The organism is Nesterenkonia sandarakina (assembly GCF_014138825.1).
Classification (GTDB): domain Bacteria; phylum Actinomycetota; class Actinomycetes; order Actinomycetales; family Micrococcaceae; genus Nesterenkonia; species Nesterenkonia sandarakina.
Map to the genome: position 1 here is coordinate 2,505,422 of NZ_JACJIH010000001.1, position 21,733 is coordinate 2,527,154.

The 21,733-nt window shown below is 66.0% G+C and carries 21 protein-coding genes; 6 read left to right on the forward strand and 15 right to left on the reverse strand.

The features are described from left to right. Positions 1-146: 146 nt before the first annotated feature. From HNR24_RS11420 to HNR24_RS14415, 8 genes are all read right to left on the reverse strand, one after another. Entirely contained in the window at positions 147-317 is a 171-nt protein-coding gene (locus HNR24_RS11420) for a hypothetical protein (RefSeq protein ID WP_182495845.1), read from the reverse strand. Between the two features lie 120 nt (positions 318-437). Next, entirely contained in the window at positions 438-1,133 is a 696-nt protein-coding gene (locus HNR24_RS11425) for a hypothetical protein (RefSeq protein ID WP_182495846.1), read from the reverse strand. A 277-nt stretch (positions 1,134-1,410) separates the two neighbouring features. Continuing rightward, entirely contained in the window at positions 1,411-1,638 is a 228-nt protein-coding gene (locus HNR24_RS11430; RefSeq protein ID WP_182495847.1) for a hypothetical protein, read from the reverse strand. Positions 1,639-1,761: 123 nt separating this feature from the next. Further along, entirely contained in the window at positions 1,762-3,498 is a 1,737-nt protein-coding gene (locus HNR24_RS14410; RefSeq protein WP_375139279.1) for a TniQ family protein, read from the reverse strand. Continuing rightward, positions 3,434-3,997, reverse strand: coding sequence for a TniB family NTP-binding protein (locus HNR24_RS14140; protein ID WP_310735438.1), 564 nt, complete (start codon positions 3,995-3,997; stop codon positions 3,434-3,436). Before HNR24_RS14140 ends, HNR24_RS14410 begins: the two co-directional genes overlap by 65 nt. Before the next feature lie 12 nt (positions 3,998-4,009). Then, positions 4,010-4,501 carry a hypothetical protein gene (locus HNR24_RS14145; protein ID WP_259392449.1) on the reverse strand — a complete coding sequence of 164 codons (492 nt, stop codon included), beginning with the start codon at positions 4,499-4,501 and terminating at the stop codon, positions 4,010-4,012. After that, positions 4,501-6,483 carry a TnsB C-terminal domain-containing protein gene (locus tag HNR24_RS11445; protein ID WP_182495849.1) on the reverse strand — a complete coding sequence of 661 codons (1,983 nt, stop codon included), beginning with the start codon at positions 6,481-6,483 and terminating at the stop codon, positions 4,501-4,503. Before HNR24_RS11445 ends, HNR24_RS14145 begins: the two co-directional genes overlap by 1 nt. Next, entirely contained in the window at positions 6,483-7,217 is a 735-nt protein-coding gene (locus tag HNR24_RS14415; RefSeq protein ID WP_182495850.1) for a TnsA-like heteromeric transposase endonuclease subunit, read from the reverse strand. The genes HNR24_RS11445 and HNR24_RS14415 overlap by 1 nt, the downstream gene beginning before the upstream one ends. Positions 7,218-7,440: 223 nt before the next feature. Between HNR24_RS14415 and clpB the strand changes: the two genes are divergently transcribed. Then, positions 7,441-10,050, forward strand: a complete 2,610-nt coding sequence (clpB, locus tag HNR24_RS11455; RefSeq protein ID WP_182495851.1) for an ATP-dependent chaperone ClpB — start codon at positions 7,441-7,443, stop codon at positions 10,048-10,050. A gap of 87 nt (positions 10,051-10,137) precedes the next feature. Here clpB and HNR24_RS11460 read toward each other — a convergent pair whose 3' ends face one another. From HNR24_RS11460 to HNR24_RS11470, 3 genes are all read right to left on the reverse strand, one after another. After that, positions 10,138-10,713: a dihydrofolate reductase family protein gene (locus HNR24_RS11460; RefSeq protein ID WP_058889544.1), complete on the reverse strand. Its 576-nt coding sequence runs from the start codon at positions 10,711-10,713 to the stop codon at positions 10,138-10,140. A 148-nt stretch (positions 10,714-10,861) separates the two neighbouring features. After that, positions 10,862-11,467 carry a methylated-DNA--[protein]-cysteine S-methyltransferase gene (locus HNR24_RS11465; RefSeq protein WP_058889545.1) on the reverse strand — a complete coding sequence of 202 codons (606 nt, stop codon included), beginning with the start codon at positions 11,465-11,467 and terminating at the stop codon, positions 10,862-10,864. Positions 11,468-11,527: 60 nt separating this feature from the next. Further along, entirely contained in the window at positions 11,528-12,754 is a 1,227-nt protein-coding gene (locus HNR24_RS11470; RefSeq protein WP_182495852.1) for an NAD(P)-dependent malic enzyme, read from the reverse strand. 363 nt (positions 12,755-13,117) lie between these two features. Here HNR24_RS11470 and HNR24_RS11475 point away from each other — a divergent pair, with 363 nt between their 5' ends. The 5 genes from HNR24_RS11475 (at position 13,118) to HNR24_RS11495 (ending at position 17,153) form a co-directional block, all read left to right on the forward strand. Next, on the forward strand, positions 13,118-13,321 hold the full coding sequence (locus HNR24_RS11475; RefSeq protein ID WP_182495853.1) for a DUF3073 domain-containing protein: 204 nt from the start codon (positions 13,118-13,120) through the stop codon (positions 13,319-13,321). A 3-nt stretch (positions 13,322-13,324) separates the two neighbouring features. After that, positions 13,325-14,284, forward strand: coding sequence for a Sir2 family NAD-dependent protein deacetylase (locus HNR24_RS11480; protein WP_058889548.1), 960 nt, complete (start codon positions 13,325-13,327; stop codon positions 14,282-14,284). A gap of 33 nt (positions 14,285-14,317) precedes the next feature. Further along, positions 14,318-15,856, forward strand: a complete 1,539-nt coding sequence (locus HNR24_RS11485) for an MFS transporter (RefSeq protein ID WP_058889549.1) — start codon at positions 14,318-14,320, stop codon at positions 15,854-15,856. Positions 15,857-15,917: 61 nt separating this feature from the next. Next, positions 15,918-16,532, forward strand: coding sequence for a TetR/AcrR family transcriptional regulator (locus HNR24_RS14325; RefSeq protein ID WP_058889550.1), 615 nt, complete (start codon positions 15,918-15,920; stop codon positions 16,530-16,532). Between the two features lie 9 nt (positions 16,533-16,541). Continuing rightward, positions 16,542-17,153 carry a LysE family translocator gene (locus HNR24_RS11495; RefSeq protein WP_058889551.1) on the forward strand — a complete coding sequence of 204 codons (612 nt, stop codon included), beginning with the start codon at positions 16,542-16,544 and terminating at the stop codon, positions 17,151-17,153. A 40-nt stretch (positions 17,154-17,193) separates the two neighbouring features. Here the strand turns inward: HNR24_RS11495 and HNR24_RS11500 are convergent, their stop codons facing one another. Genes HNR24_RS11500 through HNR24_RS11515 form a run of 4 tightly spaced genes read right to left on the reverse strand, consistent with a single transcriptional unit; the run spans position 17,194 to position 21,600 of the window. Next, the gene (locus HNR24_RS11500; protein ID WP_182495854.1) at positions 17,194-18,714 is read right to left on the reverse strand and encodes an ATP-binding cassette domain-containing protein; all 1,521 of its coding nucleotides are present in this window, start codon (positions 18,712-18,714) and stop codon (positions 17,194-17,196) included. After that, positions 18,707-19,489: an energy-coupling factor transporter transmembrane component T family protein gene (locus tag HNR24_RS11505; protein WP_058889553.1), complete on the reverse strand. Its 783-nt coding sequence runs from the start codon at positions 19,487-19,489 to the stop codon at positions 18,707-18,709. Before HNR24_RS11505 ends, HNR24_RS11500 begins: the two co-directional genes overlap by 8 nt. Continuing rightward, positions 19,467-20,471, reverse strand: a complete 1,005-nt coding sequence (locus tag HNR24_RS11510) for an ECF transporter S component (RefSeq protein WP_058889554.1) — start codon at positions 20,469-20,471, stop codon at positions 19,467-19,469. Before HNR24_RS11510 ends, HNR24_RS11505 begins: the two co-directional genes overlap by 23 nt. Next, positions 20,458-21,600, reverse strand: coding sequence for a nucleoside hydrolase (locus tag HNR24_RS11515; protein WP_058889555.1), 1,143 nt, complete (start codon positions 21,598-21,600; stop codon positions 20,458-20,460). The genes HNR24_RS11510 and HNR24_RS11515 overlap by 14 nt, the downstream gene beginning before the upstream one ends. Positions 21,601-21,733: the final 133 nt, after the last annotated feature.

Genomic DNA, 21,733 nt, shown 5'->3' on the forward strand with positions numbered 1-21,733 from the left:
GGCTCCGTCGACAGTCTCCGCAGTCGCAATTTAGTAGTTGGCCCACTATGGCCAGAACGCTCAGAGAGGTGCGTCGGTCTGGGTCGATGAGATGACGTGCGCGCAGGCTACGAGCGGGAGGCAGGTTTGGCTGCCCGCTTGATCTCCTACAGCTGTTCGGCGCTGGCGGCCGCGATCAAGAGCTCTCGCATCTGGGCGCGACCAACCTGGGTCGGGCTCATGATGGTGGCGTCTTTCTGGATTGCTCTTTCGTCCGAGGCTGCCCACTGCTCCAGAGCGTCTTCTTCAGTTGTGTTCGTGGTTTGTCTGCGGATCATTGGGGGCTCCATGTCATGGGAAGAGCCCTATGTTGGGATCTTCCAGTCGTCGGTCCGTCATGGTGAGGATCGAGCGAAGCGATACGTGAGATTCGCTCCTTGAGGACCTCATCACTGCCGTCACGCGACCGACGCTTCGAGCCTGATGAGATGGACACTGCGTTTATTAAACTGCCGGATGGGGGAGAACCAACCGTCGATGTTCTTTGGCTCCGCGTTCTCGTCGCATGGTTCGCCGGGGCTTGACTGACACGCTTCGCAGGGCCGGTTCTCAACGGCGAGGTCGTACAGTTTAGTCAGTTCTTCGCGTTCCTCTGGGGTGAGGTGTCGCCAACATGCTGGGCCACGTGTCCGGCCTGGCCACGTGACTGTCCGGGTCTGGCAATTATTGCCACGCCCGCACGTAGATGAAGCCGCGGCATGTTGTCGGTACGACCTGGCCACGTGCTTGGCGTAGTTGCTGTCGGCCTGGATGCGAAAACCTAGGCTATCTGGGCTCGCCTGTTCCATCAGTCTGAAGGCTTGATTGATAGTGAGCGGGGTCGTCCAGAAGTTGCCGCGCGGCGTCGTGGCCGCCACAGAGACGCCGGAGTCGATGAGGCGCATGACTTCGAGGGCACTGGCGAGCTCAGCACGCAACGATTCCCTCGCGTCGGTCATGGCCTGGGTGGTGGGCAGTTCGAGATCTGGCTGAGCGTTCAGATAGTCCTCAAACGCGCTGCCGAACCGCAGGAGCTGCTTGTCGAGTTCCTGGCCAATTTTGGCAAGTCTCAGGAGCTCTTTGGAACCACCAGAAGTTGCTGCAGTCATGTTCATGGGCTCTCCGTCTGGGCGACTGGAGTTGGGAAGGTACCCCGTTCGCACGTTCGCCTCGATCGCTCTTGAGCCTATTCCTGGTAGACGCGGAGCGCCAGAGACTGCAAAGCCCCGTTCCCGGGCGAAGAAGGGCAAAGCGCACCTTAAACCGGTGGTGCGTTTGCTCCAGTGATGACTGATGCCCGAGGAGACACGAGCCGTGGCAACAACGGGCACTAGCTTCATTCCGTAGGTCAGGAGCGCAGCCTTCCCAAGGGGAAGCCCATGAGCAGTCTCCTCAGAAAAGGTACTTGTGGAGCTCCGGGTAGAACCCAAATACTTCGAAACCTCTGAATTCGCGGAGCATTTGGTCCTGGTTAATTTCTAGCCATGGGGTGTTGAGCGTGTAGAGCAGCTCTTTATCGTTGTCTCCGCCGCCGCGCAGGTTCCTGATATCAGTAGCATCGTGTACTGCCAGCCAGTGCTCTTCCAGGGTAATTCTTGGGCACAGTGCTCGATAGTTCATCCGCTCCTCACGCAAGGCCTCGGCGAGATCGCTTGCATGCTCTTCGTGAGCTCTAGACCGATGCATGGCGGCGGAAGCCCGTGGGTCAAACGCGGGAAACGTCAGGGGTCTCTTGTCATCTCTTCAAGGGGGAGTCCAGTAGAGCGGTTCGTCGAAGTACGTCTCCAAGGCGCAGCTCAACCGGTTGAGCAGGGCGGGCGCTGGGGTTCGAGGTGTGACGCGTCGAGCCAGATTCTCGCGCTGCTGAGGTGGAATGAGATTGCAGCTACTTTGAGTGGAGAAAGACCACATCCACAGCAGCTCGTCGTCGTCCAACCCTTCCGTCACCCCGAGCTGGGGGAGCAACATTCTGACTGCTTCTGGAGAAGGGAGAAGCTCCCGTCTCCGTTGATAGTTGATCGGCGGGGGTTCATCTTGGAGGGCCTCTGCCAGCTCGACGAACTTGGCCTGTAGGGAGCGCCACCCCGAAGGCTCTGCCAATCTCCGCCATGTCCTCGTCGCAAATCGTGCTGAGGCCTTGGTCGCGCCGAGGTCCTCTGCGATGGAGGCCAGGGTCATCGAACGGCCGACGTTGCAGATCGCCAGACTCATCGCGAACCGCTCGAAATCGGTGAGATCCCGATTCGCAACTTCGAGGCCGTCTGCCCACCAGAGCTGCGGCACTCGGTGGAGAGCCAACGCCGGAGTGCTCCACCGAGGAAAGTGGACTGGCGTCTCGCGTTGGGGGACCCTCACGCCTTGCGGTGCGCGAGGCCAAGTCGACTCCAGCTGGTACGTCAGATGCATAGTCAAAGGAAGCTGATCGCGAATGCTCTCGAGGAAGAGGGCTTGGATTATGGGATGGGCGGCCGGAAAGGGTATGCCCTTTGGGGCGGGCGTGATCATGCCGACGTGACCCAAGTGGCCACGCAGAATCCGATACTTCATGGCGTGTGCAGCAGCTTCACAAAGGGTGGGCTTATCCAGCACTTGGTAGGCGATGCTCAGGGCTGATCTGATGTTGTCCCGCGTGGGTTTGGTGGAGTGGTCGCCTGACAGGCCATGAACGAGGAATATCAGAGATTCTGCTGCCTCTTGGTTGGATGCGGGGAGGCCGGCGGCTCTTCTCGGTCCGCGGGGGTCTGAAGTGCCTTTGAACAGAAGAGCGCAAGCCGCGACGGTCATCGGATCAGCCTCAGGGCAACAGGCGTTACGAAGGTCTGCTCCGCACTTCGTGAGTTTAGTTCGGGCTCTTCTTTGAGGGTCTGGGCGGTTCTCGGGGCATTCGGTGACGGGTCTTTCGTTCATTGCCCACGCGGAGGTCGCGAATGGTTCTTGGCCGCAGGCATGACACGTTCCGGCGAGGAGAATGCGATGAATCGGGCACGCGACGGTGAGAGGGTCACGCCAAGCGATCCGCCAATATGGATCCGAAGCTAAGCACTGTGGACAGAACCGGCTTCCCTTCAGGCCGGGAGGACGCGGGGGATACACAAGGAAGTCGCCTAGCATTCGTGGTGGCTCCCTATAGTTCAGCAAATGGGCGAGTCGTGCTTCATCACTGAAGTTTGTTCTGAGTGCCACTTCGTTTTCAGTGGACGCCAGCGTCCGCTCGACGACCCGAAGGCGGTAGTAGGTGAGCTTGACTTGGAGTGCTCGAAAGAGCGCAGCGGGGGACATGCCGTAGCGGTGCGCCAGCCGGCCGGCCCAGCTCGTCAGAGTTTCGTCGTCAAGAATTGGGACTGCGATTGGCCAAGCTTCTAGATCGTCTCCACCTGGAACGACCCGCAGTCGCGGACGCCCGGCTGGGGTGCGTTCAGGCTGTGCGGCGGCTGGTTTCGGCTGCATTGTCCGCTTTCGCTGCGGCGAGGACGTCGGCATCAATATTCTCGACGCCTGAGCTGATGGCCAGATAGCTCGCGTGATCGAGCAACATCGTCAGTGAGCCGATGTTGCCTTGTGTTCGGATGAAGAGTTCTTTGGCGAGTTGTACCAACATGTGTGGTTTCTTCTTGAGCAGAAGAATGTGGTCCCCAAAAACCCCCAGCAGGTCGCACCAGGCTCTCATCCCATCGGTCGTCAAGTTGGTGAACGGAGACACAGGGACTCGGGTGGCACGACGGGAGGTCTGAGCATACGCGGCATCTTCACCCAAGAGGCCTTCGTCGAAGAACCGTTTGGATCTGAGGTTTACGCCGACGTAGATGAATGTCGCAGGCATCTCATTCGCGAGCCCTTTGAGATGGTTGCTTACTTCTTGCCCTCGTTGGCGCCGGAAGTCGACGAAGTGGAGGTCATCGATCACGATGAGCCTGGTCTGGCAGGTGCGAACACAGTCGACGGCCAGGGCAGCCAGACCAGACGTGGTTGCCTTGTGCACAGCGGGGTGGCCCTAGAAGCTGAGAATTTTTTGGTTGAGGCTCTTCAACGTGACTGATGATTCCAGCGGTATGAACGCGACGGGGATTCTCTGGCTACCGTCAGCCGTCTGACTGCCGTACTCCTCGAGATTGTCGAGGTGAAAGTTGCGGGCATAGTGGGTGGCGATGGTCGTTTTTCCCAGGGCGGGGGCGGCATCGATGACTGCTGAACCTCGTAGGCGGTTGCTGTCGCGGTGGTTCGAGGCCATGACTTGGTCCAAGATGTCGAAGGCGTGATTCAGCTGAGCGGTTCTCATCGGAGGCGGGTTGGCGTTCCAGACCGCTCGTACCTTTTCGTAGTCCTGGCGTTCCTCATTGCTGAGCTGTGCATAACTCTCCGCCGTGACAACAGGCGGTGCCGGTCGTGGTCCTGACTTGCAGAAATCGAACCACCCGGCTTTTGAGGCCATGTTGAAGTCTCTAGCGCCGTTGTCGCCGAGCCAGCGTGAGAATTCGTTTCTCATCAGTCGAGCACCTCCGTGGTCCCCTCAGGATTCGCCGCAACATACTTTGAGAAGACATCATCGAGATCGTCTTCCACTGGTTCTTGTTCCCGCCGACGGTCCAGGTGCGTAAATAGGTCGATGACCTCAGGTGAAGCGTTGGGCTTCGACTTATTGGCCTTCTTCCTTGGGGGGCTGGTTGAGCTGGCAGCGAGACGACGTGCGAGGCTCCGTTCCCGCTTCTCCGTTATGGAACCGGTGCTGTGTCGCTGCAATAGCTCTGCGATCGCGCTCCCGGGGTCAACGTGACGATTCGCCTTGACGCTCAATCGGCGAGTGTATTTCGCCGCTTCAGCGCTGAATGGCGCGTCCAGACCGGGGGCGTGTTCCCATTCCAGGCCGTGCCATGTCCGCGTGACTGGATCCTGGAAGAAGATCTTCCGCACGTCGTCCAGGTCCATCATGAACGGCCAATGTCCTGGGTGTGCGCCCCCGTACTTGGACTTCGTGCCTCGATAGAGGTTCAAGCTCGGCCCGTCGTAGCGCCGCCCATCGATTTCGACACCATAGTGCTGGATAGTTCGCCACGCGACGTCGAGGAACTCCATGCGCAGATCCTGGCTGGCCGGGAGTCTGAATACGCCGGCGGTGGCGACTCCGCGAGCAAACATTTCTGCAGGTGACAATTGGACCTCGGGAAAATGGGGATCGCAGAGTCCGCGGTGAGCAGTGTGATGGTAGATGCCTACCCATTCGCGGATTATCGTTTCGAGCTCTGATACGTAGTAGAAGGCTCCGTCCTCCACATTCTTGCCTCGAGAGGCGACATCGGGCCCCTTGTAGGCGGGAAGACCTTCCAGGAGTTGCTGGCGGAGTGTTCGGAAGAACCTCTCGACCGTTGGTTTGTCCGTCGGTTTGTGAGGGATCGCCGGTTGGATGTTGATTCCGAGCCGCTGGCATACGGCTTTAGTCCGTGCTGCCAGATACACCTTGCCGTGGTCGACAACAATGGTGTCGGGCAGGGCGCCCGTGGATTGAGTTATGAGGTTCTCCGGGACTCCTGCATAAGGTGCTGGTGCCTCGTCGGTCATTGGGCCCCATCGCTGTGGCGTAACGACTTGGTAAAGCACTGAAGCAACGTCTTGGGCTGTTGTCGATTCGACGCGCAGCACAAGCCCGAGAATGCACCGAGAGTGCAAATCCATCGCCACGGTGAGTTCCGTGTTTAGCCAGCGGCCAGTAAGCGGCTCCATGGCGAACACGTCCAATCGAGTCGTATCCAGAACGACGTACTGTCCAGGTCTGTCAGCCCTCAGCCGGCCGAGCATGCCTTGAGGTCGCTGCGCCACAGATCGTCGTTGTTTAGCCGCTCCGAAGGTGTAGCGGCCTGCATCGAGTTCCTGAATGCGTCGATATGCTACCGACCGTGAGGGTGCGACTCCCTGAGGGTTCTGGTCACCGAAGAGTGCATTGGTCTTTTCCAGTACTGCCTTCATCGTCGGGTTTGACCGATCGCGATAGCTCTCGAGCACCTCGATGCACGCGGTATCCCATTGCGGGTCGACTGAGTGGCGTCGAGGACGAATTAGTCGAGAGTCAACTAGGCCCACGAGTCCCTCCGCCGCGTATCTCTGGCCACGTCGATAAGCAGTCCGGAGCGAAATCCCAAGCTCGTCCGCCACCGCTCGGTAGAGGTCGTTCGTTGGTGTCTGAGTCGCATCAAAAATGAGCTCGTCGAATACATGTGCCTGTCGTTCGAGCTCTGTGCGCTGGGTTGAGCTCAGAGCACCGAGGATTACGGCGTGTAGCTCTGAGTCGTCGCGCGGGGTCTCAGAATCATCGAGTGGTTCAGCGACATCCACGAGGGAAGTCCCATGAACCCTTTTCAGGTGGTCTCCCGAGCGGAGAGTCACACTGGTTCCGTCGTGCTCGACGACAGTCCAGGCGCTCCCGTCGTGCCAAATTCGGGACCCCACTGAGAGATCGAGGTATTGAGGTTCCATCACGTCGCCTGATGTCTGGGGCTGAGTATTGTCCGGGCGCTGAGGGGGACTCGAAGGTCGGCTTCTACTTCGCCGAACCAAATGCAGCTAAGGACTGCGACGCGCCACATGTTTTCTTCGCAAGACGCAGGTCTGCGCGCTATAGCGTCACCCAGGGCGACGCTACGGCTGAGAAGAGCGACTCGGGCCTCTTGAACGTGTTCTGGGGGTATGCGTTCTCGGTGTCTTCCGATCGCGAGGGCGCGGACGTTGCGGAGTTCAACGGGGTCACCTCCGGTGAACACCTCATAATTCCAACCCTTCGTCCGGCAAAGACTCCGGGTTCGGTCGAACTGCGCTTTGACCGCGGGTTTGCTGATGAAACCCTCTGGCTTCACATCAATGACCGTGACGGTATTGTCCGCTTCGACGAGCATGATGTCGGGTACGTGTTTGAACGCGTCGAGACCATTTCCGCTTCTGACCTCGAAAGGTTGGGTTGCGATCCGCTCAACTGTGGGGTCGAAATCTGCGAGCCATAGGCGGTCGAGCTCAAGCAAGCTCTCGTAGACCAGCATCCGACGATGTGTCGAGGCCCAAAACAGGCCTGGGTAGCTTCGTTGCCGCCGGAAGCTGGGCGGGATGCGAACAGGGAGGCCATCGACGATGTCGTGGGCGCGTGCCAGATCCCAAGTCGTGGTGACCTCGTCACCGGCGACATTGCAATACCGCAAGGAATCCTCGCGAGTGCTCACATGCTAAGTCTGCCCCCCTGTCAAATAGATGAGACTACTGACACGCCGCTGTCAAATCGATGACACTACTGCCAACTTAGCGGGATCCTACAGTGGTCGAGGGCGTGGACTTCAGGAGATGACGGCGGAATACTTCCGCTCGCCCCAAAGTTGAGTAGGATGGACTCAAGTTTATTCGACGCCGTCGTGCAACCGGCGTCAACTAGCACTGGGAGGGGAAGACATGGACGTCAAGCTCACGACCAAATCGCAGGAGGTCGTCTCTGCGGCCGCAATGAACGCCAACACCGCGAGCAATCCGCAGGTGGAACCGGCGCACATCCTCAAGGCGCTGATGGACCAGCGCGAGTCCATGGCTGTCGCGCTGCTCAAGGCCGCCGGAGCTGATCCCGACGCCGTGAGCACCCGCGCCTCCGCCATCATCAAGTCCCTGCCTGCCACCAGCGGGGACTCCGTCGCCGCCCCGCAGTTCTCACCCGCCGGACTCAACGTCATCAAGGCCGCCCAGGCCCAGGCCGAGGACTTCGGCGACGACTTCGTCTCCACCGAGCATCTGCTGATCGGCGCCGCCACCGACGGCGGCGCGGTCGGTCGGGCGCTCGCCGACGCCGGCGCCACGCTGCAGGCGCTCAAGGCAGAGCTCCCGGGGCTGCGCGGAGACCGCAAGGTCACCACCCCGGACCCGGAGAACACCTTCCAGGCCCTGGAGAAGTACGGCACGGACATGACCGAGATCGCGCGTTCGGGCAAGCTGGATCCGGTCATCGGGCGCGATTCAGAGATCCGCCGCGTGGTGCAGGTGCTCTCCCGCCGCACCAAGAACAACCCGGTCCTGATCGGTGAGCCCGGCGTCGGCAAGACCGCCGTCGTCGAAGGCCTGGCCCAGCGCATGGTCGCCGGCGACGTCCCCGAGTCCCTGCGCGAGAAGACGCTGATCTCCCTGGACCTTGGTGCGATGATCGCCGGCGCGAAATACCGGGGCGAGTTCGAGGAGCGGCTCAAGGCGGTGCTCGAGGAGATCAAGGCCGCCGAAGGTCGGATCGTGACCTTCATCGACGAGATCCACACCGTCGTCGGCGCCGGCGCCTCGCAGGGCTCCATGGACGCTTCCAACATGCTCAAGCCGATGCTCGCCCGCGGGGAGCTGCGCCTGATCGGTGCGACCACCCTGGACGAATACCGCGAGAACATCGAGGCCGACGCCGCGCTGGAGCGCCGCTTCCAGCAGGTCTATGTCGGCGAGCCCTCCGTGCCCGACGCGATCGCGATCCTGCGCGGGATCAAGGAGCGCTACGAGGCGCACCACAAGGTGGGCATCGCTGACAGCGCGCTCGTCGCCGCCGTCACCCTCTCAGACCGCTACATCAGCGGCCGCCAGCTCCCGGACAAGGCCATCGACCTCATCGACGAGGCCGCCTCCCGGCTGCGCATGGAGATCGACTCCGCTCCGGTGGAGATCGACGAGCTGCGCCGCGTGGTGGACCGGCTCACCATGGAGGAACTCGCGCTGCAGAACGAGACCGACGCCGGCTCCGCCGAGCGGCTCATCACCCTGCGCGAGGACCTGGCCGACCGCAAGGAGGAGCTCGCCGAGCTCACCGCCCGCTGGGAAGCAGAGAAGGGCGAGCTCAACCGCGCCGGTGAGCTGCGCGTGACCCTGGATGAGCTGAAGTCCGCCGCCGAACGCTTCCAGCGTGACGGCGACCTCGCCGAAGCGTCCCGACTGCTCTACGGCGAGATCCCACAGGTCGAGAAGGACCTGGCCGCCGCCGAGGAGGAGGACGCCTCCACCCCGGCACCGGAGAAGAAGATGGTCGCCGACGAGGTCGACGCCGACGGGATCGCCGGGGTCATCTCGGCCTGGACCGGGATCCCCGCCGGGCGGCTGCTCCAGGGCGAGACCGCGAAGCTGCTCCAGATGGAGGACCTCATCGGGTCCCGGCTGATCGGGCAGACCAAGGCGGTCGGGGCGGTCTCCGACGCGGTCCGCCGCGCCCGCACCGGGGTCTCCGACCCGGACCGGCCTACCGGCTCCTTCCTCTTCCTGGGCCCCACGGGCGTGGGCAAGACCGAGCTGGCCAAGGCGCTCGCGGAGTTCCTCTTCGACGACGAGCGCTCCATGATCCGCATCGACATGTCCGAGTACTCCGAGAAGCACTCTGTGGCCCGCCTGGTCGGAGCGCCTCCAGGCTATGTCGGCTTCGACCAGGGCGGACAGCTCACTGAAGCGGTCCGGCGTCGTCCCTATTCGGTGGTGCTGCTGGACGAGGTGGAGAAGGCCCACCCGGAGGTCTTCGACATCCTGCTCCAGGTCCTCGACGACGGCCGGCTCACCGACGGGCAGGGCCGCATGGTGGACTTCCGCAATACGGTGCTGATCCTGACCTCCAACATGGGCTCCCAGTTCCTGGTGGACCAGACCCTGGAGACCACGATCAAGCACCAGCGGGTCATGGACGTGGTCCACGCCTCCTTCAAGCCCGAGTTCCTCAACCGGCTCGATGACATCGTGATGTTCGATCCGCTGAGCATGGAACAGCTCGGTGGAATCGTTCAGCTGCAGATCGGGCTGCTGCAGGAGCGGATGGCGGCGCGTCGTCTGGTCCTGGAGGTTACCGAGGCCGCTCGGGACTGGCTGGCGTTCACCGGCTATGACCCCGCCTACGGCGCCCGTCCGTTGCGCCGACTGGTCCAGCGCGAGATCGGCGACCAGCTGGCCCGCGCGCTGCTCTCCGGCGAGGTCGAGGACGGCGACACCGTCCTGGTGGACCGGCAGGAGCTCTCCCTGGAGGGCGAGTCCATGCACGGTCTGACTGTCACCAAGAAGCCCTGACCCGTCATCGTGGGTGGTTGAGTTCTCTGGTCGGTACGTATCCGCCGGAGAACTCAGCCACCCAGGTGGCGTGGCTGGGTCAGCACGTCAGTGCCGGACGTCGTAGATGGCCTTGAGGACCCCGTTGGAGTAGTGCGCGGAGTCGCGCAGAGTCAGCTTCGTCGCGTCGCGGTCCTCAGCAGTGAAGAGGCGTTTCCCTGCGCCCAGCAGGACGGGGAATATCAACAGGTTGTACCGGTCGAGCAGGCCGACGTCCATCAGGCTTCGCGCCAGCGCGGCGCTGCCGTGGATGAAGATCGCGCCGCCGTCGTCCTTCTTAAGTGCGGCGATGTCTTCGATGGAGCGCAGAATCGTGATCGAGCCCCAGTCATCGACCAGCGAGTCCTCGTCCAGTCTCGTCGAGACGACATACTTCGGCAGCTCCCGGTACGCGGCATGATCCTCTGAGCCCGGCCAGATCCGGGCAAAGGCCTCGTAGCTGCGGCGCCCGAACATCAGCGCCGTCGTCTCCTGCAGCTCCTCGCCCTTGAGCGAGAACGCCTCCGGGAGGAATCGCGTGCCGAGCACCCAGCCCCCGCTGCGGTGCCCCTCGCTGCTGGAACCCGGCGAATCCACGACGCCATCAAGGGACATGAAGCCGGTCCATACCAATTCCCTCACCATGGGTCCTCCTGTGCCGAGAAGCCCGAGTCTGCACCAGCGGTCAGCACACTGTCACGGCCCGAAGGCCGCGGACTCGCACCGGCCCGCCCGGCCGGTTGAGTTCTCCGGTCGGTACATAACCGCCGGAGAACTCAACCACCCAGGATAGTCAGCGGGTCAGGTGCAGGCCCTCGCGGGCGAGCAGGGCGCGCTTGGTCTCGATGCCGCCGAAGCCGTAGCCGCCGAGGCCGCCGTCCGCGCGGATCACGCGGTGGCACGGCACCGCGAAGGCCACCAGGTTGTTGGCGCACGCGCTCGCCGCGGCGCGGTGTGCCAGCGGGCGGCCCGCCATCTGCGCGAGCTCCGCGTAGGAGACCGTCTCCCCGGCCGGGATCTCCCGCATCGCCGCCCAGACGTCCTGACGGTAGGCCGAACCCGGCTGCACCACGGGAAGCTCATCCAACGCGGCATGGCTCCCCGCGGCGTAGGCGGCGACTGCTTCGGCGACCCGGCCCCTGTCTGCGGGCAGCGGCTTCATCTCCCGGGCCGCAGTCGCAGGGGCCAGGGCCTCGAGCTGGTCCATCAGCTTCTCCAGCACCCGCCCGATCGCCGCCACCTCAGGCTCCTCGCCGGTGGCCTGGGCCAGGGAGGCCGCGCGGATCGTGTCGTCCTCGGGGGAGTAGATCACCACGATGGCGCCGACCCCCTCCAGCGAGGCGGAGCACCAGCGCAGCTCGGGCAGATCGGACTCCGGCAGAAGCGGTGCATCAGTCATAGAGCGAATTCTCCACCGCTCGCCGAGCCAGGTCCACCTCGGGCACCTCCGCCGCCGCCGCTACGTCGGCAACTGGGCCGCGACGCCCTCCGCCGGCGTCGCGCCCGGCACCTCCACCTCCGACGCGTCCATCACCGCTCGCGCCACGGCGGGGGCCACCCGGTCATCCAGCGCCGAGGGCACGATGTGCTCCGGGCTGAGATCGTCTCCGACGAGGTCGGCCAGCGCCGTCGCCGCCGCGATCTTCATCTCCTGGGTGATCCGGCGTGCTCCGGCGTCCAGCGCGCCGCGGAAGATCCCCGGGAACGCCAACACGTTGTTGATCTGATTGGGAAAGTCCGAGCGCCCGGTGGCGACCACGGCCGCGTGGCGGTGTGCGACCTCGGGCATCACCTCGGGATTCGGGTTCGAGAGCGCGAAGATGATGGCCCGATCGTTCATCCGGGCGAGCTCCTCCTCGGGAACCTTGGAGGAGGAGACGCCGATGAAGACGTCGGCACCTTCCAACGCCTGGGCGAGCTGGCCCTCGACCTGCCTGCGGTTGGTGCGCCCGGCGTAATGGGTCTTGATCTCGCTGAGCCCCTCGCGTCCTTCATGGATCACCCCGCGGGAATCGGTGAGGATCACCTCGCCCACCCCGGCACCGAGCAGGATCTCGGTGACCGCGATCCCAGCGGCACCGGCCCCGGCGATCACCACCCGCATCGAGGCGAACTCGCGGTCGGTCACACGGGCCGCGTTGGTCAGAGCCGCCAGGACGACGACGGCGGTTCCATGCTGGTCGTCATGCATCACCGGACAGTCCAGAGCCTCGATCAGCCGTGCTTCGAGTTCGAAGCAGCGCGGAGCCGCCACATCCTCGAGATTCACGGCCCCGAAGCTGGGGCGCAGCCGCACCATGGTCTCCACGATCTCGTCCACATCGTTGGTGTCGATCACCAGGGGGATCGAGTTGAGTCCGCCGAAGGCCTTGAAGAGGGCAGACTTGCCCTCCATGACCGGCAGCGAGGCGGCCGGTCCGATGTCACCCAGGCCCAGGACGGCGGTGCCGTCGGAGAGCACCACGACCAGGCGGTCGGCCCAGGTGTGGGTGGCCTGCAGCTGCGGGGTCTCGTGGATGGCGCGGGAGACCTGCGCCACGCCCGGGGTGTATGCGATGGAGAGTGCGCGCGTGGAGTCCAGCGGCATGGTGGTCTCGACGCTGAGCTTGCCGCCCTCGTGGGCGGCGAAGATCTCGTCGGTGGTGGGTGCCGTGGGCGCCGTTGCCGCGCGGTCAGATATGGACATGGAGGTGTCTCCTGGAAGAAGGGTGAGGGGGCTGCACGTGCCGAGCGGACCCGCAGCGGCCACACCCGCGGTTCACGGCGGGGGCCAGGGGCTCAGCTTGAGGTGCATCTTCTGCCACGCCACCGAGATCGTCGGAGGGCGTTGTCGCAGCGGTCGATACTTTCTTTGGACCGTGCGGAACAGAGTACGTCATCTTGGTGTTGAAAGGTGTGATCGTGCTCGCTGGAAGTGCAGACCGGACGACGACGAAGCGCCAGTCATGTTAACCTAGGGATCACGAACTACTTCATATACAGCTAATCCCGCGATAGCGCCTGCCCGGCATCGCACGAGGGATACGAGAAGACAGAGGGGGTCTCGCTTATGGGGCGTGGCCGTCAGAAGGCGAAAGCTACGAAGAAGGCTCGGGAGATCAAGTATTACACTCCGGACACCGACCTGACTGCTCTTGAGAGGGAGCTCGCCAAAACTCGAGGTGACAGGGAATCGTCCAGCCGCTCAGCCCGGCCGGACACCGACGAGCGCAGCCGCGGCTTTGACCCGTACGAGGACAAGTACGGGCGCTGACCCGTGGATGAGACGACTCCAGCGGCCTTCACCAGACCCGTCGAGAACGCCCACCGGGCGGCTCTGCGCTCCATAGCACGGGTGGTGGAGGACACCGCCGAGCCTCAGCCCGAGGAGATCGCCCGAGAGGGCATCAGGCGGATGCTCGAGCGCGGCGACGTCCTCGCCGTCACCGGGGCCGGGGTCTCCACCGACTCAGGCATCCCGGACTATCGCGGACCCCAGGGCTCACTCCACCGGCACCGGCCGATGACCTACCAGGAGTTCCAGCACGACTCCTCCTCGCGCCGCCGATACTGGGCTCGCGGCTTCGTGGGATGGCGCCAGATGCACCGCGCCGAGCCCAATGAGGCCCACCGGCTGCTCGCCGAGTGGCAGTCCGAAGGCCTCCTGAGCGGACTGATCACCCAGAACGTGGACGGACTCCACCGCGCCGCCGGGGCGGATCCGGTGATCCACCTGCACGGCGACATGGACTCCGTGATCTGTCTGAACTGTGGCAGCCGCGAGGTCCGCTCCTCGCTGGACGCCCGGCTGCAGGAGGCGAACCCCGGATACGCCGAGGCAGCGTTCGCGGCAGCCGAGAACATCAACCCCGACGGCGACGTCACCTTGGACCAGTCCTGGGTGGAGAAGTTCCACATGGTCACCTGTCTGGTCTGCGGCTCCGAGAAGCTCAAGCCCGACGTCGTGTACTTCGGGGAGTCGGTGCCCGCCGAGCGCAAGGCCGCGGTCGACGAGCTCGTCGCCGCCTCCTCCGCGCTGCTGGTGGTGGGCAGCTCGATGGCCGTGATGAGCGGATTCAAGATCGCGCTGACCATGCACCAGTCGAGTCGCCCGATCGGCGTGATCAACGGCGGCCCCTCCCGCGCCGACCCCAAGGCGGACTGGCGCTGGCGGACCCGGATCACCCCGGCGCTGCAGAGTCTGAACACCCTGCTGGGTGACCAGACCCACCAGTAACTGTACCGGACGTATAGTATTGTTGCTCCGGTGATGACCCTTCCTTCTGCGCATGCAGCACAGCGCCATGCCCTCACCGCATGGCAGCGATGGACCATGCTCGCCATCGTCTCCTCGGCGCTGCTGCTGATCGCCCTGGACAACACGATCCTCTACACGGCGCTGCCCACGCTCACCACGGAGCTCGGCGCCTCCTCCTCCGAGCAGCTCTGGATCATCAATGCCTACCCGCTGGTCATCGCGGGGCTGCTGCCCGGCTCCGGCGCGCTGGGGGACAGGTTCGGGCACAAGCGGATCTTCCAGGTCGGCCTGGGGATCTTCGGCGTGGCCTCGATCCTCGCCGCGTTCTCGGGCAGCTCCGAGATGCTCATCGCCTCCCGCGCCCTGCTCGCGGTGGGCGCGGCCGCGATGATGCCGGCCACCCTTGCGCTGATCCGGCTGTCCTTCGCCGTGGAGCGTGAGCGCAACATGGCCATCGCCATCTGGGCCGCCGTGGCCACGGTCGGCATGGCGCTGGGTCCGATCGTCTCCGGAGTGCTGCTGGAGTTCTTCTGGTGGGGCTCGGTGTTCCTGGTCAATGTGCCCATCGTCGCCGCCGCCCTGGTGCTCATGCTCGTGGTCGGGCCGGCGAACATCGCCAACCCCGGTCGCCGCTGGGACTGGCGCTCCTCCGCCCAGGTCATGATCGGACTCACCGCCGCCGTCCTGGCGATCAAGACCATCGCCGCGACCCCGGTGGACTGGCTGCTCTTCGTGGGCTCCACTCTCGTCGCCGTCGTGATGCTCACCGTCTTCGCCCGGCGTCAGGTGCGGCTCACCCGCACCGCAGAGCCGCTGGTGGACTTCACGATCTTCCGCAACCGCGGATTCAGCGGCGGAGTCATCGCCGCCGGAGCAAGCATCTTCGCCATCGTCGGGGTCCAGCTGGGCACCACCCAGCGCTTCCAGCTCGTCGAGGGCTTCTCCCCGCTGGAGGCCGGGCTGATCGTCTCGGCTCTGGCCGTGGGCTCGATGCCGTTCGCGCTCTTCGGCGGAGCGATCCTGCACCGGGCAGGGCTGCTCGCGCTGATCGGCGGCGGCACGGGACTTGCCGCGGTGGGCGCGCTGGGCTCCATCTATGCCGCCGTGGACGACTCGCTGGTGCTGCTGGTGATCAGCTTCGGCGTCCTCGGCGCGGGACTGGGCGCCTCCATGTCGGTGGCCTCGACGGCCATCATGGGCAACGTGCCGCCGCACCGGGCCGGAATGGCCGCCTCCATCGAAGAGGTCTCCTATGAGTTCGGCGGTCTGGTCGGGGTCGCCCTGCTGGGCAGTCTGCTGACCTTCGTCTACACCCGCGTGCTGGTGCTGCCCGCCGGTGCTGAACAGCACGCCGGGCAGGCCCCTGCGGCGGTGCTCGAGTCCGGGGACGCTCCGGCGATGGCCGCTGCGGCCGAGGCCTTCGACGTCGCCTACCTGGGCGTGCTGATCGGCGTGGCCGTGGTGCTGGTCCTCTCCGCGGTCGCCTCCGCCTGGATGCTGCGCCGCTACACCCCGGGCACCGAGTCCCAGGCCTACCCCGAGAATCACTGAGACGCATTCGAGCAGCTGTCCGAGAAGCACCTGAGCATCCACTGAGCGGAGATCCGACCCTGTGCGACCTTCGAAACGCCGTGAGATCCTCGACGCCGCCACCCGTGTGGTCCAGCGCGAGGGCGTGACCACGCTGACCTATGAATCCGTGGCCGCCGAGGCCGGGATGACCAAGGGCGGGCTGCTGTATCACTTCCCGTCCCGCGAGGAGCTTCTGCTCGGCCTGCACCGGCACGTGGCGCAGAACTGGGAGCTGGCGCTGGAGGCCCAGGCCGGAGGCGCCGCACACGAGCTCAGCCGCGACGAGCGTTTCCGAGCCTTCGTCCGGCTCTCGCAGAATCCCGAGCGCGCAGAGCTGCTGCTGATGCTCGAGGCCTCCGAGGACCCGGTGGCCAACGCCGCCTGGGATGAGATCTTCGCTCGCTGGGCGCCGCAGCCCCCCGAGGTCCCGCAGCCTTCAGACGCCCGAGACCCGCACGGCGCCCAAGACCCCCAGGTCCCCGACGACGACGCCGTCCAGGCCGCTGCGGTCCAGCGCTTCATCGCGCGGCTGGCCGCGGACGGGCTGTGGTTCTACGAGGCGCTGTCCACCGAGCGGCTCGACCCGCGGCTGCGCGAACGGGTCACCGAGGAGATCATCGCCCTGGCGCAGGGCGCCGCCGTCCCGGCAGAGTAGGCTCGACCAGTGGCGATTCTCTCTCTGATGCTCTTCGTGGTGGCCGGCGCCGGCACCCCGGGGCCGAACAACACCATCGTGATGGCCTCCGGAGCAGCGTACGGGTTCAAGCGGACGATCCCGGCGATCCTCGGAGTGAACCTCGGCTTCCCCTCCATGATGCTGCTGGTCGGAATCGGACTGGGCCAGGTGCTCGAACAGTGGCCGGTGATCCTCGACATCCTGCGCCCCATCGGGATCCTCTACCTGCTCTGGCTCGCGTTCAAGATCGCCAACGGCCCCACCGCCCTGGCCCCGAAGCCCGGAGCCAAGCCCCCGGGATTCATCCAGATGGCGCTGTTCCAGTTCGTGAACCCCAAGGCCTGGACCCTCTCAGTGGCCGCGCTGAGCACCTTCACCGGCTTCTGGGACTCCTTCATGCTCGAGGTCGTGGTGATCGCACTGGTGGCCGGCACCTTCGGCGCGCCCTGCACAGTGGCGTGGACCCTGCTCGGAGTCGGTGCGGGCCGCTTCATCTCCCAGCCCAGGCACATGCTCATCTTCAACCTGATCATGGCCGGTCTGCTGGTGGCCTCGGTGGTCCCCGCCATGGTGGACACCTGGGAGTCGCTGCCGCTCTAGGCGTGCCGGAGCTGGTCGCACCCCAGACAGGCAGGACCAGCTACGTGTCCGGCTGCAGGCGCCCCGAGCGCAGGACCAGCTGGTGATCGCTGATCTCCGCCGCCCAGCGCTGATCGTGGGTGGCCACCAGCACCGCCCCTCCAGCGGTGGTGAACCCGCGGACCAGCGAGCTCAATCGATGCATCCCGGCGGCGTCACGGCCCAGGGTGGGCTCATCGAGCAGCAGCACCGCCGGCTTCAGCAGCAGCGCGGAGGCGATCACACAGTCCTTGCGCTGCGCGGGCACCAGGTCGTAGGGGTGCTCCTCGGCCTGCGCGCTGAGCCCTGCGGCTCGCATCGCCTTCTCCACCTCCAGCACCCGCTGGGACTGTGCGCGCGCTCGATCCTCACGCCGCAGCCGCCGTCCGCCCGTCCCCAGCGGAACGGCGCGCAGCAGCTCTGCCCACACGGTCGACGCGGAGAGCTGGTCCCCGGGATCCTGCCCCACCCAGGCCAGGTGGCCGGCCCGACGATGCGCCGGCTCTTCGGCGAGCTCCACCCCGCCAGGTCCGGTGATCCTGACCCCGTGCTCAGCCGGCAGCAGTCCCGCCAGCGCGCTGAGCAGCGTGGACTTCCCCGATCCGTTGGCGCCCAGCAGCGCGGTGACCTCGCCGGCGCGGAGGTCCAGCTCGATGTGGTCCAGCACCCTTGTGGTCTCGCGCTGGACGGAGAGCTTCCGCACGCTGAGCAGCGCGGTCTGGACTCGGCCCGGAGTCGCAGGCTGAGACTCGTCCCGCGGGACAGGCGCCCTGCGCGCATCCCAGACTCCGTGCTGCTCCAGCTCTCCCGGTCCGGCCATGCAGGGGCGGCCCTGGTCCAGAAACAGCGCCTCGTCACAGGCGGCTGTGAGGTCATCGTGCTGGTGCCCGGTGAGCAGCACGGCTCCGCCGGCGTCCCGGAACTCCCGCAGGGACCGGGCCAGTCGTCGTCGTGCCCCAGCATCCAGTGCCTGGGAGGGCTGATCGAGCACCAGGACGCGCGGGCGGAGGCTGAGCAGCCCGGCCAGGGCGGTGAGCTGGCGCTCCCCGCCGGAGAGCGTCGCCAGCGCGCGCTCTGCCAGTGCCGCGATGCCCAGCGCCTGCAGGCTGGAATCCGCGCGATGCAGGCACTGATGCAGCGGCAGGCCCAGAAGCCGCCCGGGAAGCGCGGCCTCCTCTCGGACGGTGCGGGTCAGTCCGGTGAGCTGAGCCTCCGGATCGTCGCCGAGCATGCCGACACCGCTGTGCCCGTGACCCCCGCCGGCCCCGGGGGTGGCACAGGGGAGCGCGCCGAGGACGGCACCGCCGCGCAGCTCGCGCGCTCCGGTGCTGCGGCCGTGTTCCCCGAGCAGCCCGGCGACGGCCCGGGCCAAGGTGGAGGTGCCCGCACCCTGGCGGCCGAGGACCGCGACGGCGTCGCCCGGCCACAGCGTCAGGTCCACGGACTCCAGGGCGGGGGTCTCGGCGCCGCGATAGCTGAAGCCGAAGTCTGTCAGGCGGATCAGCGGCGGCACGGGTGGGGAGGAGGGAGCAGGATCAGGCATCGAGGACTCCGAGCAGGTCGGTGGCCGAAGGCAGAGGCAGCAGTCCGGCGAGTGAGGCCCCCACCAGCAGGCCCGAGCCCACGACGGCGCCCCAGCGCAGTCCGCGCTGGACCGCGCCTCCGGGATAGTGCTGCGCGGGGGTGGGACGAGGGGCCTCTCCGAACCCGCGCTGGGCCAGGGCGTCGTGGCGCTGGTCCAGCTGCGTGATCGCAGAGACCAGCAGCCCGGTGAGCACTCCGGTGAGCAGCCGCACCCGCACCGGCAGTCGGCCGGTGTCCCAGCCTCGGGCGGAGCGGGCGGCCAGCGCCGCCCGGACCTGGTGCTGGGCGAGCGGGATGAGGCTCATCGCGGCGGCGCAGACATAGGCCAGAGACAGCGGAACGCGAAGCCTGAGCAGGCCGTCGAACGCCCGCGACGGGTCAGACCCGAAGGCGAACAGGGCGCACACCGCCACCATCGCGGCGACCCGCAGCCAGAGCTGGATCGCCAGGGCGAGGCCCTCCACCGTGACCGCGGCAGGACCGAACTCCGCGAGGACCTCGGCCTGCTCGCCCGGGTAGAAGAGTCCCTGGATGATGCCGACCATGACCAGCATCGGCCCGGCCAGCACCACCAGGGTCAGCAGCCAGCGGCGGAACCGGACCCGCGGGGAGACCCCCGCCCCGGCCGTCGCGCACAGGAGCACGGCGGCGGGGATCAGCGGGGAGGGGACTCCATAGACGAGCAGCAGCGCACAGCCGAGCAGGACCAGCTCAGTGGCCGGATGCAGCCGCATGCGACGATCCTGCGGTCTCCGGCGTCGTGCGCGCCCTGGAGGACTCCTTCGCAGCGGCGCGGCTCCCGGCGGCTCGCCTCACCGCAGAGTGCTCGGTGAAGGGGAACCGGCTGCGCAGCCGCTTCGGCAGCGCGGCGATCACCAGGAAGGCGAGCGCGAAGATGATCGCCTTATCGGCCACGTCGCTGCCGAGCCCCTGGATGGTGGCAGCACCCAGCATGGACGCTCCTGCGCCCTGCAGCGCGGCGACGACGCTGCCGGTGCCCACGCCGAGTCCGCCGCCGAAGATGAAGGCCGCCACCGGGGTGGCGATCAGCCCGGTGGGGATCCCGGCCAGGGCGCCGGCGATCACGGCCCACCAGATGCGGCGGAAGCCACCGAGCCGGGCGGCCCAGCCGGCGGCGGCGCCGATGAAGGCGGAGCCGGCGGTGAAGGCGATGACGGTGGGGTTGATCGTCACGCCCCAGATGACGTTGGTCAGAATCCCGGTCAGCGCGCCCGCGGCGGGGCCGGCGATGACGCCGACGATCACGGTGCCCAGGGAATCCAGGTAGAGCGGGATCGGGGTCATGGTGCCCACGATCTGGCCGGTGGCGATGTTCAGCGCGATCATCACCGGCATCAGGGCGAGCACGCTGCGCGGGATCCGCGGCAGCGTGCCGGCTGCGATGAGCGCGGCGCCCAGCAGGTAGCCGACCATCACGCCGAGCGTGGTGTGGCCCAGGTCGGCGCCGAGGGTGGCGGGCTGGCTGGTCAGCACCCAGAGATAGGTGCCCAGGATGACGGCGGCGCCGGCGGTGAGCGCCAGAACCGACCACAGTGGGGGAGCGGGGCGGAGCGGGTTGCCGGCCCGGTCGGTTTCGCGAGTCTTGGCGGTGCGAGCTTCAGGGGTGCGGGTCTGCTGGGGGTGCGTCTTCGGGGTTTCTCCGGGATCCGCCGCGGTGACGGACCCCTGCCCAGAGTGCGGGTCAGTGTGAGTCATGGTGTTGTGGTCCTCTTCTCAAGGTGGTGGTGAGGTGATCCAGGAACGCCTCGGCGTCCAGGCTGCGGATGATCTCCGCATTCGGCGCACGGCCCCAGCGGCCCAGCCAATCGGCCACTGTCTCGCCACGGGTCAGGGAGCCGATGAGTTCGACGTCGACCGCTGCCTGCTCGGTCTTGCGCGCCCAGGGAATTATCCCGTCTGCCGGAGGTGCGGACGAATCTGGGTCAGCCTCCGCCGCTGGTGAGGGGCTTTCCTGGTGGAGCTGGCCCGGGGTCTGCGGCTGGTGCTGAGCCTGGTTCCGCGCCCACAGAACTGCGGCGGCGGTGACATAGGGATCGTGGACATGGGCGAGGTAGCCGTGGCCATCGCTCTCATGGAATTCGAAGTAGAACCGCAGCGCCTCGGCCAGCTGCTCCAGAAAGGCTGACCACTGCGCGGAGCAGGGACCTTCCAGCATCTGCTGCAGCCGTTCAGGGGTCAGTGCCACCGCCTCGGTGGCCTCGATGGGGCCGATCACCGGCAGTCGGGCGGAGGCACCGAAGGCGTCGAGCACGGCCTTGGTGGCTTCGGGGTCGTAGCTGATGTTCCACTCGGTGGTGGGCCGGGTGTTGCCCCGGTAGTTGAAGGCCCCGCCCATGATGAAGAGCCGCTTGAGCAGCTGCGGGAGCCGGGGCTCCAGCTCCAACGCCAGGGCCAGGTTGGTGGCCGGTCCGGTGAGCACTCCGATCAGCTCACCCGGATGAGCGTGGGCCGCCCGGACCCAGGCCTGCGCGGCGGGAAGCGCATCGGCGGTGAATCCGTCGGGAGTCTCGCCGGGGTTCCCGCCGGCGATCCCGCCGGTGGGCAGCTGGGCATAGCCGGCCCCGGTATCGCCGTGGGTCTCCTCGGCGTATTCACTGACTCCGGCCAGCGGATGCTCTGCCCCGGCGTGCACACGCAGGTCGGTGCGCCCGGCCAGCTGCAGCCAGCCCAGCGTGTTCCTCAGCACCTGGGCGGTGGAGACGTTGCCGCCGCTCGCCGCAATGCCGGTGATCTCGACGTCGTCCTGGCAGAACAGCCAGCCCAGCGCGAGCGCATCATCGATGCCGGGGTCACAGTCGAGGAAGAGAGGGATCACGCGTCCCATTGTGCCGGGTGCACCCGAAGGCCCCGCTACATAGAGAGCCTTATTCAATTAAGACACACTGGCCTTGCGTATCTTAGGGTAACCTTGGATCAGATCAATCAGGCTCCGGACGGGTGAGCCTGCGATGCGAGAA

What these genes read in the sequence shown, in the direction of transcription:
- HNR24_RS11500 (WP_182495854.1), bottom strand. Translation starts at nt 18,714, where the DNA reads ATGCCTGATCCTGCTCCCTCCTCCCCACCCGTGCCGCCGCTGATCCGC.
- HNR24_RS11445 (WP_182495849.1), bottom strand. Translation starts at nt 6,483, where the DNA reads ATGGAACCTCAATACCTCGATCTCTCAGTGGGGTCCCGAATTTGGCAC.
- HNR24_RS11475 (WP_182495853.1), top strand. Translation starts at nt 13,118, where the DNA reads ATGGGGCGTGGCCGTCAGAAGGCGAAAGCTACGAAGAAGGCTCGGGAG.
- HNR24_RS11425 (WP_182495846.1), bottom strand. Translation starts at nt 1,133, where the DNA reads ATGAACATGACTGCAGCAACTTCTGGTGGTTCCAAAGAGCTCCTGAGA.
- HNR24_RS11470 (WP_182495852.1), bottom strand. Translation starts at nt 12,754, where the DNA reads ATGTCCATATCTGACCGCGCGGCAACGGCGCCCACGGCACCCACCACC.
- HNR24_RS11430 (WP_182495847.1), bottom strand. Translation starts at nt 1,638, where the DNA reads ATGAACTATCGAGCACTGTGCCCAAGAATTACCCTGGAAGAGCACTGG.
- HNR24_RS11505 (WP_058889553.1), bottom strand. Translation starts at nt 19,489, where the DNA reads ATGCGGCTGCATCCGGCCACTGAGCTGGTCCTGCTCGGCTGTGCGCTG.
- HNR24_RS11465 (WP_058889545.1), bottom strand. Translation starts at nt 11,467, where the DNA reads ATGACTGATGCACCGCTTCTGCCGGAGTCCGATCTGCCCGAGCTGCGC.
- HNR24_RS11510 (WP_058889554.1), bottom strand. Translation starts at nt 20,471, where the DNA reads ATGACTCACACTGACCCGCACTCTGGGCAGGGGTCCGTCACCGCGGCG.
- HNR24_RS11420 (WP_182495845.1), bottom strand. Translation starts at nt 317, where the DNA reads ATGATCCGCAGACAAACCACGAACACAACTGAAGAAGACGCTCTGGAG.
- HNR24_RS14145 (WP_259392449.1), bottom strand. Translation starts at nt 4,501, where the DNA reads ATGAGAAACGAATTCTCACGCTGGCTCGGCGACAACGGCGCTAGAGAC.
- clpB (WP_182495851.1), top strand. Translation starts at nt 7,441, where the DNA reads ATGGACGTCAAGCTCACGACCAAATCGCAGGAGGTCGTCTCTGCGGCC.
- HNR24_RS14410 (WP_375139279.1), bottom strand. Translation starts at nt 3,498, where the DNA reads ATGCCGACGTCCTCGCCGCAGCGAAAGCGGACAATGCAGCCGAAACCA.
- HNR24_RS11485 (WP_058889549.1), top strand. Translation starts at nt 14,318, where the DNA reads ATGACCCTTCCTTCTGCGCATGCAGCACAGCGCCATGCCCTCACCGCA.
- HNR24_RS11460 (WP_058889544.1), bottom strand. Translation starts at nt 10,713, where the DNA reads ATGGTGAGGGAATTGGTATGGACCGGCTTCATGTCCCTTGATGGCGTC.
- HNR24_RS11515 (WP_058889555.1), bottom strand. Translation starts at nt 21,600, where the DNA reads ATGGGACGCGTGATCCCTCTCTTCCTCGACTGTGACCCCGGCATCGAT.